Raw genomic sequence first — 17630 nt, 5'->3', positions numbered from 1 at the left:
GAGGAATGCAGGGGCCTGCTGCGCAGGCCAGCGGGCCCCCCCCCCCCCGCCACATTGCATCTTCGGGAAACCCATATACGACATCGTCAGCTGTGAGCATGCCTACAGTTATTACCAAAAATAATCTGAACTAAATCTGTGAATCGGTACTCAGAGATCCTGAATGGCTGGTGAAGCCCTTCAATGCTCCTATGTTGTGTTAAGTGTTGGCAGATATCTGGACCCCGCCCTAGCGGTCCGGAACTTGGACCCCGAACTTCCCCCTCCCCATACGAAGTCCGGGGTTTTTTTTGCCTGCGATCTGGCTTACTCGGCCGCTTCGCTGCCCTTGTCCGCCAATTCCATCCAGTCGGCCAACACCGTATAGGCCTCTTCCAGGCCCATGCGCTTTGGAGCCGAGAATAGCTGAATGGTGATCGTGTCGCCCCAGCCCTTGCGAATTTCCGACTGCACTTTGAGCAGGGTGTTTTTCGCTGCGCCGTAGGTGAGCTTGTCGGCCTTGGTCAGCAGGATGTGCATCGGCATGCCGCTGGCGACGGCCCAATCGAGCATCAGCAGGTCGAAGTCGGTCATTGGATGACGGATGTCCATCATCAGGATCAGACCTTTCAAACTCTCACGGCTGCCCAGGTAGGCTTCCAGGTGGCGCTGCCAATGTTGCTTGAGCGGGATCGGCACTTTTGCGTAGCCATAACCGGGCAGGTCGACCAAACGGCGTTCATCGTCTAGCTTGAAGAAGTTCAAGAGCTGCGTGCGGCCCGGGGTTTTCGAGGTGCGGGCCAGGCTGGCATGGGTCAGGGTGTTCAGCGCGCTGGATTTACCGGCATTGGAACGCCCGGCAAAGGCCACTTCGAAGCCTTCGTCGTCAGGGCATTGATCGACTTTGGCGGCGCTGAGCATGAAGGTGGACTGTTGGCACAGGCCGAGGATGGGGTTTTTCAGTTGCATGGGATTTCCGATGTGGGCGGCGTCGGGAATGGACGCGGCAAGCTGTGTCGTTTCCGTTTCAGTGACGCCAGTATATAATGCCGCAGATTTTGTGTGCGCTTTGTCCCAGCGTAGGATGAAGTTCACGGGAGCGACCGACCGAAATTGCGCACTAGAACGCAGCTCGCTCTCAACCCTGAAAAGGTCGTTTTATGACGAAATGGCTGCTAGCTGCCGGTGTCTTGATGCCGCTTTACAGCGCTCAGGCTACACAGGATCCGGAAGCTGTGTACAACCGTGTTTGTGGTGCCTGTCATTCCGGCCAACTACCCACGGCGCCCCGCAAGGGTGACCGCGAAGCCTGGACGCCGAGGTTGGCGAAAGGCATGGGGACGCTGGTGCAACACGTGACCCAGGGTTTCAAGGCGATGCCGCCGCGTGGTTTGTGCATGGACTGCAGTGCCGAGGATTACCAAGCCATCATCCAGTGGATGAGCGAGTAAGCCCGGTCCATAACTCTTAACCCTTAGCCGTAGTTGGATTAGCTGATGAACAAACTGATCGTGAGTCTGCTGTTGACCTTGGGGATATCCGGTGTAGCCCACGCCGCAGGCGATGCTGCCGCAGGCCAGGCGAAAGCCGCCGTGTGCGGAGCCTGTCATGGTCCGGATGGCAACAGCATGGCGCCCAACTTTCCGAAACTGGCCGGCCAGGGCGAGCGTTACCTGGTCAAGCAGTTGAAGGAAATCAAGGACGGCAAGCGTGTCGTGCTGGAAATGACCGGCCTGCTGAACAACCTGAGCGATCAAGACCTGGCGGACATCGCGGCCTATTTCGCCAGCCAGAAGGGCAGCGTTGGCGCCGCTGATCCAAAACTCGTGGCACGGGGTGAGGCGCTGTTCCGTGGCGGCAACCTGGCCAAGGGCCTGCCAGCCTGCACGGGCTGCCATTCGCCTGACGGCAAGGGCAACGCCGCCGCCGGCTTCCCGCATCTGGGTGGCCAGCACGCCCAATACATCACCAAGCAGTTGACCGATTTCCGCAAGGAAGAAGGCGGTCGTGCCAACGACGGCGACGCGATGACCATGCGCACCATCGCCCGCAAGCTGAGCGACGAAGATATTGCGGCAGTCTCCAGCTACATCCAGGGCCTGCATTGAGGTCGCTGCAAGGGGGAAACCTCTTGCAACGTTAACGCCCGATTAATCTGTCGGTGCAAACATCAAAAGGGTGGCTTTGGCCGCCCTTTTTTGTGGCCGCTGCCGTTACACTAGCGAAACTGAACCCGCGGCGGCCTGTCTGAAAAACACGCCCCGCGAGGCCACCTCATTGTCCAGGAGTAAAGCATGCGTAATCTGATCATCAGCGCCGCGCTCGTCGCCGCCAGTCTGTTCGGCGTGACTGCCCAAGCGGCTGAAGCCCCCGCCGCGCCTTATGTGGAATTGGCCAACCCGGTTCCAGTGGCGGTGCCTGGCAAGATCGAGGTCGTGGAGCTGTTCTGGTACGGTTGCCCGCATTGCTATGCCTTCGAACCGGTGATCAACCCATGGGCTGAAAAACTGCCTTCGGACGTGAATTTCGTGCGCATCCCAGCCATGTTCGGTGGCCCATGGGACGCCCACGGCCAAATGTTCCTGACCCTCGAATCCATGGGCGTCGAGCACCAAGTCCACGCAGCGGTGTTTAATGCCATCCAGAAAGAAAAGAAGCGCCTGACCGATCCTGAGGAAATGGCCGAGTTCCTCGCCACCCAAGGCGTCGACAAGGACAAGTTCCTGGCAACCTTTAATTCGTTCGCCATCAAGGGCCAGATTGCCAAGGCCAAGGATCTCGCGAAGAAATACGAAATCACCGGCGTACCGACCATGGTCGTCAACGGCAAGTACCGCTTTGATATCGGCTCCGCTGGCGGCGCCGAACAAGCGCTGCAACTGGCCGACACGCTGATCGCCAAAGAGCGAGCGGCCACCAAGGCTGCCGCCAACTAAGCGCGGCCCTCGTCGATGGCCCGCTGGAGTACCGAACGCATCGTTGGCCTGCATGAACCGCGGGTCAATGAGCATCACGTCACGTCCACGGGCCTGCCTGCCGACAATCACCTGCGGTTGCTCAGCTTCAATATCCAGGTGGGCATCAGCACCGAGCGCTACCGGCACTACCTGACCCGGGGCTGGCAACACCTGCTGCCCCACACCGGGCGAGCCGGCAACCTGCAGAAGATTGGCGACCTGCTGAAGGACTTCGACCTGGTTGCTCTGCAGGAGGCCGACGGCGGCAGCCTGCGCTCCGGCTACGTCAATCAGGTTGAACACCTCGCCCAGCTGGGCGCGTTTCCTTATTGGTACCAGCAACTCAATCGCAACCTTGGTCGTCTCGGCCAGCACAGCAATGGCGTGCTGAGTCGTCTGCGGCCCTGGGCGATCGAGGATCACCCGTTGCCGGGCCCCAAGGGGCGCGGAGCGATCCTGGCGCGTTTCGGCGAAGGTCCGGAGGCGCTGGTAGTGGTGATGATGCACCTGGCTCTCGGGGCTCGGACCCGAACCATGCAACTGGCCTACATTCGTGAGTTGATTGGCGGCTACAAGCATCAAATCCTGATGGGCGACATGAATACCCACGCCAATGACCTGTTGCAGACCTCACCGCTGCGCGACCTTGGCCTGCTCGCCCCGCAACTGGAAGCCACGTTCCCCAGCTGGCGCCCCCAGCGCTGCCTGGACCATATCCTGCTGAGCCCGACCTTGGCCCTCGAACGGTTCGAAGTGTTGGCCCAGCCCATTTCCGATCACCTGCCGGTCGCGGTCGAAATACGTTTGCCGGGTTCGCTCACGGCCGATGCATTTCCCGCGCTGAGTCCTGCCCCTCGCGGATCCGATGAATGAGCGACGACGCCGAACGCTGGAGAGAGAAATACCTCAAGAGCATCGAACAGCAGGAAAAGCTTGAGCGTCGCTGGGACGCCCGGCTCGACCTGCTGCGTCGTGGCCTGGTGCGTAGCACCCTGGCCGCCGAGGGCACCGATCGCGCGGTAGACCAGTGCATGAAAGAGATGCGCGAAGTGGTGCGCACCGATGACATGGACGCCGCCCTCGCCGCCCTGTTGCCGCGGTTGGAAAAGGCCGTGCTCGATTCCGAGCAGCGCCGCGAGACCCGGGTGGACCAGATGAGTGCCGCGCTGACCGCCCTGGTCGCCCAGCTGCAGAAGCTGCCGCTGCCTAAGGACGTCAGCCGGCCCCTGAAGAAATTTTCCAAACAACTGGAGACCCGGGTTGGCCAGGCCCGGGAAATTCCGCTGCTGCTCAGCGAGCTGAGCAGCCTGCAGGGCAAGGCACTGGGTGCCCTTGACGCGCCCGACCAGCCGAGTCGTCCGGGCCTGCTGCAACGATTGTTCGGCGGCCATGGCCACGAAGAGCCGCTGCTACCGTCGCCCGAGCCTGCCCAGCCTGGCGCCACGCCCGAGCCAGAGACGGTTATATCGCCGCCTCCGGAACCGCCTGTCGAAGCGCCCTCCGCCGCGCCTGGACTTGAACCGGTGGCGGACCACGCCCACACACCGGATGCGCCGTCAGCGCCGGTCGAGCCCCCTATGCCGGTCGACGAGCCTGACCTGGCGTCCGAGCCTGCCTCGGTTACCGCCGTGCCCCAGCCGACCGCCGAGCCGGTGCCGATCGACCCTGAGCCCGCCGAATCGGTACCGGCGCTCGACAATCCGGACGAATTGACGCCAACTGAACCGCCGCTCGACGAGGCACCGGTCGCCCCCGACGCATCCGTCGTCCCCGATGAGATCCATTACGCCCTGCCCGATTCCCCGGAACCCTCTTACAGTTCGGTCGCCGGGCATATCGAAGACACCCTGCTCGGCCTGTTGGGCGACCTGACGCTGCCTGAGCGCCACCGTCCGCAAGCCGAGGCCATGCGCGAGCGCCTGCGAAACGGCTTGAACTGGTATGAATTACTGCCGATCCTCGACGATCTGGCGGTCCTGATGCTGGCGATTACCGACAGTGGCCAGCATGAATTCGAAGCGTATCTGCAGCGACTCAATGACCGACTGGAGTCATTCCAGAGCACATTGCAAGCCGCCAGTGAGGACCATGCCGATAACCTGTCCGCCTCCAGGGAGATGAACAACCAGATTCGCGAGCAGGTGGATGGCTTGCAAAGCAGTGTGCAGCAAGCCGACGACCTGGAAGGCCTCAAGCAGGTACTGGAGAATCATCTCGAAGGCCTGCTCGGTACGATGGATCGGCATCAGAAGCAGCGTGACCAGCGTGAGAAGGAAGTTTCAGCCCGCCTGCAAACCCTCGCCGAGCGCGTCGCGCTGATGGAACAGGACGCCCTGATCGTGCGTGAGAACCTGGAAGAGCAGCGGCAAAAGGCGCTCATCGATCCGCTCACCGGGCTGCCCAATCGTGCCGCCTGGACTGAGCGTCTCGAACATGAGGTCGAGCAGTGGCAGCAGCACGGCAACAGCCTGTTGATCGCCATGCTCGACCTCGATCATTTCAAGCGGATCAACGATAACTACGGTCACCTGGCCGGTGACCGGGTGCTCAAGTTGATTGCCTCGGTGCTACGCAAGCGCGTGCGCGGCAGTGATTTCATTGCCCGTTTTGGTGGTGAGGAATTTGTCCTGCTGGTACCTGATACATCGCTGGCAGCGGGAGCCAAGCTCGCCGAGGCCTTGCGCGCCGCCATCGAAGCCTGTCCGTTCCATTTCAAGGGCGAACCGGTCACGGTCACGGTATCCATGGGCATGACGGCGTTCAAGGCGGGAGAACACAGCGACGTGGTGCTGAAAAGGGCCGATCAGGCGCTGTATCGGGCTAAAAATGCGGGTCGCAACCGGGTGGAGTTGGGCTAAGGCGGGTGTTACTTCCGTCATATCCAATTACCGGTCGGACCATCGCTGGGCGATACGTTACACTGTTGCATTATCTTATTCGGGCACGTCGTCGCCATGAAATTTCTGCCGATCATTCTTTCGTTGATTGCCCTGGCCGGATGCGCCGGCGGCCCTCGGCTCGATACCAGCCATCCTTCCGTCAATCACGACAGTCGCATCCAGTTTGTCGTGGTTCATTACACCTCGGCTTCCTTGGAACGCTCCTTGGCCTTGCTGACCCATGGCGAAGTCAGCGCGCATTACCTGATCGGTGACGATAAGGACGCAACCATCTACCAGCTAGTGGATGAAAGCCGGCGCGCCTGGCATGCCGGGGAAAGCGAATGGCAAGGCCGGACCTGGCTCAACTCCAGCTCCATCGGCATCGAAATCGTCAACCAGGGCTATGTCGACACGCCTGAAGGCCGCCGTTGGTACCCCTACAGCGAAGCCCAGGTACAAGCGCTGATTGCCCTGCTCAAGGACATTACCCGCCGTAACGGGATCAATCCGGTCAATATCATTGGCCACAGTGACATCGCTCCCATGCGCAAGCTGGATCCCGGGCCGCTGTTCCCTTGGAAACGTCTGGCGCAGGCGGGCCTGGGTGTGTGGCCGGACGAAGGGGCGGTCGCGCGTCAACAGGCGGCTTACGCGGGACAACTGCCGAGCGCCAGCTGGTTCCAGGCTGAACTGGCCCGCCTCGGCTACCCGACGCCACGTACCGGCGAGTGGGACGTCGCCACTCATCAAGTGCTGGCCGCCTTCCAGATGCGCTACCGGCCGAGCCGTTTCGACGGCGCGCCGGACGCCCAAAGCGCGGCGATTTTGCAGGTACTCAACCAGACAAAATAATGACGCTCGTCCGACTGGACGGGCTAAATTCAAAACAGCAGCTATAACTCATTGGTAACTTTCGGATTACCCCTGATGACAGCTGCACGCGAAACCCTGCAGAGTTGGCTCCATCGCCCCATTTTCCTGGCGATGATGGCGGCTGCCTTGAGTACGGTACTGCTGCTGGCCGGGAGCCTGTTCGTGGTGATGCAGCAGATCCAGCAGCGTGAAAGCGAGCAAATGAACGCCCAGGGCGAGCGTTTTCTGCAGCGACTGGAACAGCTTTTTGGTCAGTTGCGCGAAAGTCTCGACGATTTGCAGGCGCAACCGCTGCGCGGCTGCAACGATGACATGATCGCCACGTTGCAGCAGGTAAGCTTCAACTACCGCTTTGTCTATGAGGCGGCTTATCTCGATGCCAACGGTGTCTGTTCGAATCGCCCTCGTCAGAGCGGTATGTCACTGGTTCGTCCGCCCGATTTGCGCGGCCCTGCCTACAGCTATTGGCTAAACACCACCACCGAGCCCGACGAGAACCGCGCTGCGTTGATGTTGGGACGTGGCAATTTCCGCGTCGCTACGTCTCGCGGGCACCTGACCGATGTGGTCGACCTGCCGCCCGGCAGCAGCCTGCTGGTGGTCCTGGATCATGGCGAGCGGGCGATTCCGGTGCTGGGCAGCGCACAGCGTTGGCCTCCGACAGAGCCCTGGCCGCTGAAAAGCCAGCAGTCTCTGCAAGTGACCCAGACCCGGCTGATCTACCGGATGCCGACCGACAATCCGGAATATCAGCTGGTGCTTATTGCGCCGCGCAACGGTCTGCGTATTCCGGCCAATGCCTGGTGGATGTTGCCTATCAGCCTGATGCTGGGGCTGGGGATCGGCTTCCAGGTCTTCCTGCTGGTGCGCCAGCGCCAGTCCATGGATGCCGAGCTGCACGGCGCTATCCGGCGCGGTGAATTGCAAGTTCTGTATCAGCCGATCTTCGACCTGCACAGCCGCAACTGCGTCGGTGCCGAGGCGCTGCTGCGCTGGCGACGGCCGGACGGCACGCTGACCAGCCCGGACCTGTTCATCCCGATGGCGGAGAACACCGGGCAGATACGGCAAATTACCGATTTCGTCCTGCAACGGCTGTTCGACCAGTTGGGCCAGCTGTTACGGGCCAACCCGCATTTATATATCTCGGTGAACCTGGCGGCGTGTGACGTAATGGTGCCGCGCATCGGCGAGGTGATTGCGCGGTTGCTGGCGCTGCATCGGGTGTCGGCGCGCCAGATAGCTTTTGAGGTGACCGAGCGCGGGCTGGTCGATGTGCTGGTCGCCCGGGATAACCTGCAGTCGCTGCGCGACGTCGGGCATCAGGTGCTGATCGATGATTTCGGCACCGGCTATTGCAGCCTCGCCTACCTGCAGACGCTGCCGGTTGATTGCCTGAAAATCGACAAGGCCTTCATCGATGCGCTGGGTCATGATGCCGCCAGTAGTGGCGTGGCCCCGCACATCATTCGCATGGCCCACGCCCTGGAACTCAAGGTCATCGCCGAAGGCATCGAGCATGAGGCCCAGGCTTCCTATCTGAGCAGCGAAGGCGTGAAGTTCGGCCAGGGCTGGTTGTTCGCCCATGCGCTCAGCGCGGTGCAACTTATCGAATTGATTACCCGTGGGCGGCGCCTGCTTGGACGGCGCCTGGACGACGAAGCCTGATGGCTCCTCAGACGGTCAGGGCCATGTAGAACTGAGTGCCCTGCCCTGGCCTGGAATAAACGCCCATGCGTCCACCATGGAGCTGGACGATTTCCTTGCACAAAGCCAGGCCGAGACCGGCGCCGCCCTTTTTGCGTCCGACCTGGACGAAGGGCTCGAAGATGCGTCCCTGCTGGCCATAGGCAATGCCTTCACCATTGTCTTCCACGCTGATAATCACCCGCTCGCCGTGGCGCCGGGCCTGCAGGCGGATCTGGCCGTCGCCGTTGGTGTGGCGCATCGCGTTGTCGATCAGGTTGTCCAGGACCCGGTCCAGTTGCGCGGCATCGGCGTGCAGGCGCGGCAAGGGGCCCTGGATCTCAACGAGCAGTTCGATGCCCTTCTGTTGCGCCTGCTTGGCAAAGCGCATCCTCGCCGTTTCCAGCAGCTCTTCAATGGAGCAAGGCGCCAGCGTGAGCTTTTGCAAGCCGTTCTGGTAACGGGAAAAGTTCAGCAGGTCGTTGATGAGCTGCATCAGTCGCTGCATTTCTTCATTGACGGTGTTGAGCAGGTCCGCCTCGCGAGAGTCGTCGGGGAAGTGCATGCGTTCCTGCAGCAGCCCGAACGCCATGTGCATGCCTGTCACCGGTGTGCGCAACTCGTGGGAGGCGCGCAACACGAACTCGCTACGGACCCGTTCGAAGGCGCGTTGCTCGGTGACGTCATGCAAGATCATCACAGCGCCGAGAATCTGGCCCTGGGTATGGATGACGGGCGTGAGGCTGTAAGTCAGCACGCGTGTCTCTCCATCCACTTCGATGCTCAAATCATCCGGGGCGCGTTCCTGGGTGCCGCCGCGCAGTACCAGTTGCAGCTCTTCATCCAGCTCGGCGCGTCCAAGTGCCTCGCCCAATCCCTGGCCCAGGCGCTCCTCGTCCCAGCCCAGTTGACGCTGGGCCACCGGGTTGAGGTGTTCCAGATGGCCCTGGCGGTCGATCATCAGCAAACCGTCGTCGATGCTGTCGAGGACCGCTTGCAGGCGCTGTTGGCCGGCGAGCAATTCATCGACGTTGGTAGCCTGATGTTCTCGCAGCGCCTGGGCCATGATGCCAAAGCGACGTGTCAGCAGATTCAGTTCAGCCGCCGAGGAAACTGGCAATGTCACTTCGAAATTGCCTTGGCCGATATCATCCGCCGCCGCGGCCAGAGCCTCGATCGGCGCGCCGAAACGTCGGGCGATGCCGTGGGCGGTAACGAAACCGATGATCAGCACCGCCAATCCCACCAACCCGAGCAGGCCGGAAATCAGCAATGCGCGCGCGCGGGCGCGGTCCTGGGTTTCGCTGATCTTGTTGAGCGCATGGCGATAGCTATCGATCAGCCCTCCGCGCAGCACGTTGAATTTTTGTGTCAGGTCCTGGATGCCGGTCAGTTGTGCCGGTTGACGGCGAGAGGCCTCGAAGGCCTCGAGAAAACTGAGGTAGTCGGTTTTCGCGCGGCTGAAGCTGGTGGACGATTCAGCCAACTGTTGTTCATGGGCAATGCCCTCATCCAACAGCTGGAAATACTGGTGTTTGGATTGTTCCAGCGCTGTCAGGTCGGGTTTTTCATCCAGCATGATCATCAACTGATCACCGAGTGTCTGACGCAGCTTCAGGCCCAGGTCCAGCAGGAAAAAGTTGTCACGCACCGATTGTTCTTGGGTATTGGCCATTTGCATGACGCTGACCAGCCCAAGCAGCAGCCCCAGCAACGCCACCGTAATCAGTGCCGAGATACTGAGAAACAGCCGTGTGCGCAGCTTCATCGCCAGTTTCATAAGGTGCTGCTCATAAGTTGTATTGCTTGCGTTTGCGATACAACGTGGACGCGTCGATGCCCAGTGTCTTCGCCGCCTGGTCCAGCGTGTCGGCCGTGGCCAGCACGGCGCCGATGTGGGCTTTTTCCAACTCGTCGAGGCTCAGCGCGGCACCGATCCGCGGGGCATTGTTGACCGGTTGCTCGGCCATGCCCAAATGGCTGATCTCGACTTTTTCCTGCGGGCAGATGATGCTGGCGCGCTCGACCACGTTGCGCAGTTCCCGGATGTTGCCGGGCCAGCGATAGCCCAGCAGCGCTTCCCGAGCCTCATCGCTGAAACCCCGGGCCGGGCGCGCGTACTCCTTGACGAAGCGTGCCAGGAAGCGATCGGCGAGGGTCAGGATGTCCTCGGCTCGCTCGCGCAATGGCGGCAAGTGAAGGGTGATGACGTTCAGGCGATACAGCAGGTCTTCGCGAAAGCGCCCGTCGCGCACCATGTCCTCAAGGTTGAGGTTGGTCGCCGCGAGAATCCGCACATCGGCACGGCGAGTGACCGGGTCACCGACTCGCTCGTATTCCTTGTCCTGGATGAAGCGCAATAATTTTGGCTGCAATGTGAGGGGAAAATCGCCAATCTCGTCGAGAAACAGCGTGCCGCCATCGGCTTGGTTGACGCGTCCCAAAGTGCTTTCGCTGGCGCCGGTAAACGCGCCACGGCTGTGGCCGAACAATTCGCTTTCCATCAGCTCAGTGGTCAGCGATGGGCAGTTGATGGTGACGCAGGATTTTTTCGCGCGTTTGCTCCAGCCATGAATAGCCCGCGCCAACTCGCCTTTACCGGTGCCGGACTCGCCGAGGATCAGGATATTGGCATCGGTGCTGGCGACCTGGCGGGCGGTTTCCAACACCACTTTCATCGCCGGGCTGTGGGAATCGAGTCCATCCTTGGGCTTGCGCACCTCGCCTTCGAGGGCTTCGAGCCGGGCGGAGAGCTGGCGCACTTCCAACTGCTTGGCCGTTGCCAGGCGCAGTTGATCCGGGCTGCACGGCTTGACGAGATAATCAGCGGCGCCCGCCTGAATCGCATCGACGGCGGTGTCCACGGCGGAGTGCGCGGTGACGATCACCACCCGCATCCAGGGCGCCTGGATACGCATCTGCGCCAACACATCGAGGCCATTGTCCTCGCCGAGGCGCAAATCCAGGAAGCACAGGTCAAACACCTGGCGTTGCAGCAGGGCTTCGGCCTGGGCGGCGCTGTTGGCGGTGGCGACGGTATAACCCTCGTCTTCCAGGCAGTAACGGAAGGTACGCAGGATGGCGGACTCATCGTCTACCAGCAGAATGCGGCCTTGATGCTCAGTGGCGGATTCCATTTTTCCTACGCTCCTTAAAGAATAATGATGATTAGTGTCAGAAAAATCGGGCAAGTTGCATGGTCGATTCTGACCGAATATTACCCATTGAGCGTGCGTCTGTGGACCACCCGTTTATAACAAACTGATTTTAAAACGGTTTTTCCTCGCCTCCGTGTTTCATACGCTTCGGCTCGCTCATTCCGACATCCTTTTCCGACTTTCAATTCAAAAAGAATCTTACGCCTCTGCTGCAAAGGGTCGTGCAGAACGCACGACGCTTGGCTGGGCCATCGTGCAGGATGCGCCCCGACTAGCTTTTGCTTTGTCAGTAACTGTTTGATTTTTAAGGGTTTTATGGGTGCATTATTTCTGGCACGACGGCTGCAATATCTTAGTCAACGTGGCGTTTAAGCGCCTCAACCAAATCACCGCTAGGGTGGGGAGGAATTCCAGGATGAATCGTCAACGTGCCGCCCAATTTCGCATCAGCTCCCTGCATATCCAGCAGGGCTTGTGGGCTATTGCCGCCCTTCTGATTACCCTTGTGGCCGGTCAGCAATTAATGCTCTGGCACGAAAGCCAACAGCCGGAAGCGCCGCTGGTATCGGTTCAACGAGCTCCCCAGACCCATTTCACTTCCGTCAGCAACCTTGCCGATGCAGCCGCTTCGATGCGCATGATGGAAGTTGACCAGGCGCAGACCGTCATCGACATGCCCCGTGAAGAACGCTGGGTCTTCTGACCCGCTGAACCGGCTGTCCGTTGTGTCGGAACCATTACCGCCAGACCCTAACTAAATAGAAAAGTGTAAGGAGAATCATCATGTTGAGCTGGGCAATTACCTTCCTGATCATTGCCATCATCGCTGCCGTACTGGGCTTCGGTGGTATCGCAGGCACCGCTACGGGCATCGCCAAGATTCTCTTTGTCGTGTTCCTGGTGATGTTCATCGCTTCGTTCTTCTTTGGCCGTCGCGGCCGAGGCTGACCCATGAACCGGTCATTAACAGGACTGGCCGCCGCCCTGCTTCTGGGCGGCAGTGCCCTGGCTATGGCTGCCAATGATGGACAGATGCGGGTCAATCAGCTGCTTGAGGCAGACCCGCAATACCGCGAAACGTGGCAGCAAGTGGTCAAGAAGGAAGAGCGTTTGCCGGAGTGGGTCATGAATCTGACCGGTGCTTCCGAGCAAATGAATGCCGTCGAGGAAGACGGCGACCAATACCTGGTCGGGCCATTGTGCGAAACCCAGGAGACCTGCAAGAGCAAGCGTCTGATCGTAGCCGTCAGTTTCGACAAGGACGATGCTTATGCCATGTTGGTCGAGGTCCCCGCGGGACTGCCGGCGGACAAGTCGCCGACCCGCCATGCGGACTATCGCTTTCTCGGTAACCCCGATGAAGGTATGCAAGAACTGTTGATGGAACAGCTCAAGAAAGATCCGAATTGGTACTGACTTGAAAACAGGAAAGACAGCCATGTCTTTCTTACTGCGAGGCCCGAGGAGGGCTGTCGCATGACCAGGGGGCTGGGACGTTCTGACCATTGAGGGTCGGAGTGACCTACGGGCACAAGGAGTGCCTGCGCAAGGGCCGGGTCAGGTAAAAAGCTGCGACGCAAGTTCGCAAAGCCGTAATGGCTTTGGCGAACTTGCGGAGAGCTTGTGCTGCTAACCCCCATTCCAGAGCGTTCGCCTCGTTGCCAAGGGACTCTCGCAAGTGTTGCGGGTTTCTGCTTCGCCAAATGGCACTTTCCTCCGCGCCTGACCGTACATCGGAGAACGCCCGTGTCGTTTCCGACGTCGACGCAGGATCGATTCACTGTCCTTTGATCGCCTTCCAGGCAAGCCAGGCTGAGCCCGGCTACGCTGAAACGGCCGGTCCACGGCATTTATACCCGCACAAATGGCGTATCCGAACCGACTGGGACGCGCGTTTCATTCGCGTAATCTCATGCCGATTCGGCATAGGGTAGGCGTTTACGGCATTAGACGATCCCCCCTTGCATCGCAATAGTTGCGCCTTTTTTCGCCTGCCAGTGAGCCGCCGTGGCCGCTCGGGGCAACCTTATACGGGGGCAGAGGACGTGAATTGCGATCGTCTACGCTGATCGGTTCATGTCACTGCCCAAGTCAAACTGAAGTAAGGGTAATGATATGAAGAAGGCACGACTAAGCCTCGCCTGGCAGATCCTCATCGGTCTGGTGCTCGGGATTGCAATCGGTGCGCTGCTCAACCACTTCAGTGCCGAGAAGGCCTGGTGGATCAGCAATGTGCTGCAACCGGCGGGCGATATCTTTATCCGTCTGATCAAGATGATCGTGATACCGATCGTGATCTCTTCGCTGATTGTCGGTATTGCTGGCGTGGGGGATGCGAAGAAACTCGGGCGCATCGGCTTCAAGACGATCATCTACTTCGAAATCGTCACCACCATCGCCATTGTCGTCGGCCTGTTGTTGGCTAACTTCTTCCAACCGGGCAGTGGTATCGACATGAGCACCCTGGGCACGGTGGACATTTCCAAGTACCAGGCCACCGCTGCTGAAGTCCAGCATGAACATGCGTTCATCGAGACCATCCTCAACCTGATCCCATCGAACATTTTCGCGGCGGTTGCCCGTGGCGAGATGCTGCCGATCATTTTCTTCTCCGTCCTGTTCGGCCTCGGTTTGTCGAGCCTGCAGGCGGATCTGCGCGATCCGCTGGTAAAGATGTTCCAGGGCGTATCGGAAAGCATGTTCAAAGTCACTCACATGATCATGAACTACGCCCCGATCGGCGTGTTTGCGCTGATCGCCGTGACGGTCGCCAACTTCGGTTTCGCCTCCCTGCTGCCCTTGGCGAAACTGGTGATCCTGGTTTACGTCGCCATCGCCTTCTTCGCTTTCGTGGTGCTGGGGCTGATCGCGCGCCTGTTCGGCTTTTCGGTGATCAAGCTGATGCGCATCTTCAAGGATGAGCTGGTGCTGGCTTACTCCACCGCCAGTTCCGAAACCGTGCTGCCGCGCGTGATCGAGAAGATGGAAGCGTACGGCGCGCCGAAAGCCATCTGCAGCTTCGTGGTTCCTACCGGTTACTCGTTCAACCTCGATGGCTCGACGCTGTATCAGAGCATCGCGGCGATTTTCATCGCGCAGTTGTATGGCATCGACCTGTCGATCAGCCAGCAGTTGCTGCTGGTGCTGACCCTGATGGTCACGTCCAAGGGCATCGCCGGCGTGCCGGGTGTCTCCTTCGTGGTTCTGCTGGCGACACTGGGCAGCGTGGGTATTCCGCTGGAAGGCCTGGCGTTCATTGCCGGTGTCGACCGCATCATGGACATGGCTCGTACCGCGCTGAACGTTATCGGCAACGCCTTGGCGGTGCTGGTCATTTCCCGCTGGGAAGGCATGTACGACGATGCCAAGGGCCAGCGCTACTGGAACTCCCTGCCGCACTGGCGCAGCAAGGAGCCGCTGCCGGCGGGGGAAACTTCCAGCCGTTGAGAACGCCTTCGCGAGCAGGCTCGCTCCCACAGGTGGTTGGGGTTGTTGCAGATATCTCCCACAGGTGTTTGGGGTTGTTGCAGAGATCTCAGCCGGCACAGGTCCAATGTGGGAGCGAGCCTGCTCGCGAAGATCGCGGTACTTGATGATGCCAACCAGACCCCGGAGAAATCCGGGGTTTGTCGTTTCTGCCGGCCCCGCTATCATTCGCCGCATCTTCCGGGGGACTTACCGATGCTCAATGGCCTGTGGCTTGGCTTCTTTATCGTGGCGGCCGTGTCGGCGCTGGCGCAGTGGCTGATTGGCGGCAACGCGGGTATTTTCGCGGCGATGGTGGAAAGCATTTTTGCCATGGCCAAGCTGTCGGTTGAGGTGATGGTCCTGCTGTTCGGCACCTTGACGCTTTGGCTGGGCTTCCTGCGCATCGCGGAAAAAGCCGGCATTGTCGATTGGCTGGCCAAGGCCCTCGGCCCGCTGTTCCTGCGCTTGATGCCGGAAGTCCCGGCGGGCCACCCGGCCATCGGCCTGATCACCCTCAACTTCGCAGCCAACGGCCTCGGGCTGGACAACGCGGCCACCCCCATCGGCCTGAAGGCCATGCGCGCCCTGCAAGACCTCAACCCCAGCCCGACCATCGCCAGCAATGCGCAGATCCTGTTCCTGGTACTCAACGCGTCGTCACTGACGCTGCTGCCGGTGACGATTTTCATGTACCGCGCCCAGCAAGGCGCGTCGGACCCGACCCTGGTGTTCCTGCCGATCCTGCTCGCCACCAGCGCCTCGACCCTGATGGGGCTGTTGTCCGTGGCGTTCATGCAACGGCTGCGCTTGTGGGACCCGGTGGTGCTGGCCTATCTGATTCCGGGCGCGCTGGTGCTGGGTGGTTTCATGGCGTTGCTGGCGACGCTCTCGGCCACGGCGCTGGCGGGGCTGTCGTCGATCCTTGGTAACCTGACGTTGTTCGGCTTGATCATCCTGTTCCTGGTGGTGGGTGCGCTGCGCAAGGTCAAAGTGTATGAAGCCTTTGTCGAAGGCGCCAAAGAGGGATTCGACGTCGCCAAGACGCTGCTGCCGTATCTGGTGGCGATGCTCTGCGCTGTCGGTGTGCTGCGGGCTTCGGGGGCGCTGGATTTTGGCCTGGATGGCATCCGCCACCTCGCGCAATGGGCCGGCCTGGACACGCGTTTCGTCGACGCCCTGCCCACCGCCATGGTCAAGCCGTTTTCCGGCAGCGCCGCCCGGGCGATGCTGATCGAAACCATGAAGACCTCCGGCGTGGACAGTTTCCCGGCCCTGGTGGCGGCGACCATCCAGGGCAGTACCGAAACCACGTTCTACGTGCTGGCGGTGTATTTCGGCGCCGTCGGCATCCAGCGAGCCCGCCATGCGGTGGGTTGCGCCCTGCTGGCCGAGCTGGCCGGGGTGATAGCGGCCATCGGCGTCTGCTACTGGTTCTTTGGCTGATCTGAGGAGCGAGCCTGCTCGCGATAAGGTCCGCAGGACCTTCAGTCCTTCACCTCGAACCGCAACACGCCGATCATCTGGCCATTTTCGGTCAGCACTCGCACTTGCCATTTGCCCGTCGGGTTGTCGGGGAAGTTCCGCTTGTGGGTCCACGCCCGATAGCCTTCCTTGCGTCCGCCATGGATGTCCAGGGCAATGCGATCCACCTCTTTGCCGTTGAACTGCCAGACGTGGTAGATCCGTTCATCGAGCCCGCGCGGCGCGTTGATGGCGGTGTAGGCATACAGGCCGTTGCCACGGATCTGGGCCGCGCTGACTTCCTTGAGGCTGGCGCCGGGCGTGCGGTCTTCCAGTTGGGTGCTGATTGCCACTTCGGTCATCCAGAGCGTGGCGGGTGGCACCCAGGAGCGCAGCACCCAGCCGGCGGCGCCGATGCCCAGGGTGATGCACAGAATCGCCAGCGCGTTGCGCACGGTGCGGATCGGGAAGATCGAGGCCAGGCTCGGGAACGACAACAGCATGGCGATGCCCAGTGCCAGCTTGAAGCTCTGGTCAGTGGTCAGGTGCAGGATCACCGGCAGCGCGGTGAGCAGGGCGGCGAACAGCGTCAGTGTGTGCAACGCCAGGAACGCCCAACGCCGGGGGGCGAGCCATTTGTAGTACAGCGGATCGATGATCGAGACCAGCGCCGACGCCGCGAGCAGGCCGGTAAAGAGCAACTGGCTGCTGTTCCACGTGGTCGTGATGAAGAAAAACGGCAAGACGAAGAACAGGCTTTCCTGGTGGATCATCTGGGTGGCGTAACGCAGCAGCGGCTGGGGTATTTCCCGTTTGAAGATCCGCGTGAACAGCCGCGTCAGGCTGTTCTCCAGCATCAGCCAGAGCCAGCTCACCAGCATCATGATAGCGATCCAGGTCGCCAGGCCCTGTTGGCGATCCACCAGCATGAAACTGCCGACCCCGGAAATGAAGCCGCCGAGCGCGATGACCCCCGGATAGCGCTTCATCAGTTCGAGGATGCGCTGGATTAAAAGAGTCAGGTTCGGCATCGGCGGTTTCACAGTAAGTCTTGGGAAATATCCCTGACAGAGTATCGCCAGGACGGTGACATGGCGAGGATCGCGACGTATGCTGCGGTGATCTTTCGTGGCGAGGGAGCGGGCGCCCGCTCGGCTGCGCAGCAG

Annotated in this window: 16 protein-coding genes; 12 read left to right on the top strand and 4 right to left on the bottom strand. The window is 60.6% G+C overall.

The annotated features are described in order from the left end of the window. Positions 1-306: 306 nt before the first annotated feature. Entirely contained in the window at positions 307-948 is a 642-nt protein-coding gene (yihA, locus tag ACE04F_RS09625) for a ribosome biogenesis GTP-binding protein YihA/YsxC (RefSeq protein WP_025211089.1), read from the bottom strand. Positions 949-1139: 191 nt separating this feature from the next. Between yihA and ACE04F_RS09620 the strand changes: the two genes are divergently transcribed. From ACE04F_RS09620 to ACE04F_RS09590, 7 genes are all read left to right on the top strand, one after another. After that, the gene (locus ACE04F_RS09620; protein WP_030138991.1) at positions 1140-1430 is read left to right on the top strand and encodes a c-type cytochrome; all 291 of its coding nucleotides are present in this window, start codon (positions 1140-1142) and stop codon (positions 1428-1430) included. Positions 1431-1475: 45 nt separating this feature from the next. Then, on the top strand, positions 1476-2087 hold the full coding sequence (locus ACE04F_RS09615) for a c-type cytochrome (protein ID WP_305497775.1): 612 nt from the start codon (positions 1476-1478) through the stop codon (positions 2085-2087). 186 nt (positions 2088-2273) lie between these two features. After that, the gene (locus ACE04F_RS09610; protein WP_486106203.1) at positions 2274-2915 is read left to right on the top strand and encodes a thiol:disulfide interchange protein DsbA/DsbL; all 642 of its coding nucleotides are present in this window, start codon (positions 2274-2276) and stop codon (positions 2913-2915) included. Positions 2916-2930: 15 nt separating this feature from the next. Further along, positions 2931-3809, top strand: a complete 879-nt coding sequence (locus tag ACE04F_RS09605) for an endonuclease/exonuclease/phosphatase family protein (protein ID WP_486106201.1) — start codon at positions 2931-2933, stop codon at positions 3807-3809. Next, on the top strand, positions 3806-5794 hold the full coding sequence (locus ACE04F_RS09600) for a GGDEF domain-containing protein (protein WP_486106199.1): 1989 nt from the start codon (positions 3806-3808) through the stop codon (positions 5792-5794). The genes ACE04F_RS09605 and ACE04F_RS09600 overlap by 4 nt, the downstream gene beginning before the upstream one ends. A 96-nt stretch (positions 5795-5890) precedes the next feature. Next, positions 5891-6670, top strand: a complete 780-nt coding sequence (locus ACE04F_RS09595) for an N-acetylmuramoyl-L-alanine amidase (RefSeq protein WP_486106197.1) — start codon at positions 5891-5893, stop codon at positions 6668-6670. Between the two features lie 75 nt (positions 6671-6745). Further along, on the top strand, positions 6746-8359 hold the full coding sequence (locus tag ACE04F_RS09590) for an EAL domain-containing protein (protein WP_434658363.1): 1614 nt from the start codon (positions 6746-6748) through the stop codon (positions 8357-8359). A 7-nt stretch (positions 8360-8366) separates the two neighbouring features. On the opposite strand, the gene ACE04F_RS09585 is transcribed toward ACE04F_RS09590, so the two are convergent. Continuing rightward, positions 8367-10157 carry a KinB sensor domain-containing domain gene (locus tag ACE04F_RS09585; RefSeq protein WP_486106195.1) on the bottom strand — a complete coding sequence of 597 codons (1791 nt, stop codon included), beginning with the start codon at positions 10155-10157 and terminating at the stop codon, positions 8367-8369. Positions 10158-10167: 10 nt separating this feature from the next. Beyond that, complete coding sequence (gene algB / locus ACE04F_RS09580; protein ID WP_434570760.1) at positions 10168-11514, bottom strand: sigma-54-dependent response regulator transcription factor AlgB; 1347 nt, start codon at positions 11512-11514, stop codon at positions 10168-10170. A gap of 436 nt (positions 11515-11950) precedes the next feature. On the opposite strand from algB, the gene ACE04F_RS09575 reads away from it, so the two are divergent. The 5 genes from ACE04F_RS09575 to ACE04F_RS09555 all read left to right on the top strand — a co-directional run bounded on the left by ACE04F_RS09575 (position 11951) and on the right by ACE04F_RS09555 (position 16446). Next, positions 11951-12238 carry a hypothetical protein gene (locus tag ACE04F_RS09575; RefSeq protein WP_486106193.1) on the top strand — a complete coding sequence of 96 codons (288 nt, stop codon included), beginning with the start codon at positions 11951-11953 and terminating at the stop codon, positions 12236-12238. Between the two features lie 80 nt (positions 12239-12318). After that, positions 12319-12483 carry a DUF1328 domain-containing protein gene (locus ACE04F_RS09570; protein WP_003177151.1) on the top strand — a complete coding sequence of 55 codons (165 nt, stop codon included), beginning with the start codon at positions 12319-12321 and terminating at the stop codon, positions 12481-12483. Positions 12484-12486: 3 nt separating this feature from the next. Beyond that, positions 12487-12951, top strand: coding sequence for an inhibitor of vertebrate lysozyme family protein (locus tag ACE04F_RS09565; RefSeq protein WP_486106190.1), 465 nt, complete (start codon positions 12487-12489; stop codon positions 12949-12951). A 699-nt stretch (positions 12952-13650) separates the two neighbouring features. Beyond that, entirely contained in the window at positions 13651-14982 is a 1332-nt protein-coding gene (gene gltP, locus ACE04F_RS09560; RefSeq protein ID WP_434626948.1) for a glutamate/aspartate:proton symporter GltP, read from the top strand. Between the two features lie 234 nt (positions 14983-15216). Then, a complete protein-coding gene (locus tag ACE04F_RS09555) occupies positions 15217-16446 on the top strand; it encodes a nucleoside recognition domain-containing protein (protein WP_486106187.1) in 1230 nt (409 codons plus the stop codon). A 41-nt stretch (positions 16447-16487) separates the two neighbouring features. Here the strand turns inward: ACE04F_RS09555 and ACE04F_RS09550 are convergent, their stop codons facing one another. Then, positions 16488-17495 carry a DUF5924 family protein gene (locus ACE04F_RS09550; RefSeq protein WP_486106334.1) on the bottom strand — a complete coding sequence of 336 codons (1008 nt, stop codon included), beginning with the start codon at positions 17493-17495 and terminating at the stop codon, positions 16488-16490. Positions 17496-17630: the final 135 nt, after the last annotated feature.

The sequence above is a fragment of the Pseudomonas sp. AGC41 genome (assembly GCF_057334555.1).
Note: the sequence above shows the minus strand (reverse complement) of the source record. Positions and strands in the feature narration are given on the sequence as shown.